This window comes from Treponema endosymbiont of Eucomonympha sp. (assembly GCF_001028545.1).
Map to the genome: position 1 here is coordinate 1 of NZ_BBPW01000361.1, position 691 is coordinate 691.

1 pseudogene is annotated in these 691 nt (G+C 58.8%); it reads right to left on the reverse strand.

The features are described 5' to 3' along the window. Positions 1-691, reverse strand: a pseudogene (locus AWU74_RS07070) (polyribonucleotide nucleotidyltransferase); the annotation flags it as partial.

A 691-nucleotide genomic window follows, 5' to 3' on the forward strand; every position in this document is an offset into this window, starting at 1 on the left:
CGTTCTGCCGACCTCGCCCACCGAATAGGGCGGGAAGTTGTAGTGCAGAATGAAATGCTCGCGCCGGTCGCCTTCAATGTCATCGTATACCTGTTCGTCGAACGTCGTGCCGAGCGTCGCCACCGCAAGCGACTGCGTCTCCCCGCGGGTAAATATCGCCGAACCGTGCGGGCGCGGCAACACGTTGATTTCGCAGGTTATGGGGCGTATGTCTTCGGTGCCGCGCCCGTCTACGCGAACGCCACTGTCGAGGATGCCCTTCCGCAGAATCTCGTATTCTATATCTTCAAAAAGTGCGCCGAAGAGCTTCTTCTGCGCGTTGTCTTCCAACTGTGCGGCGTATTTTTCGGCAAGCCCTGCCCGTACCGCCTCTATTGCGGCGCGGCGTTCCTGCTTGCCTCTGACGTAGCACGCCGTTTCCAGCTTAGGATACGCAAAGCCGCGTATCTCGTCTTTGTTTTCAAGGGTCGTTTTGGGCGGTGCGAGCGGCAGTTTTTCTTTGCCCGCCAGTTTCCGCAGGTCGTCTTGCAGTTTGCACAGTGCCTTGATGAACTCTTCGGCTTTGGCGAGCGCGCCGAGCATTACATCTTCTGACGCTTCGGCAGCGCCGCCTTCCACCATAGTAAAACCGCTCGCCGTACCGGCCACGACGATTTCCAGCGCGCCGCGCTCAATTTGCTCAAACGTCGGG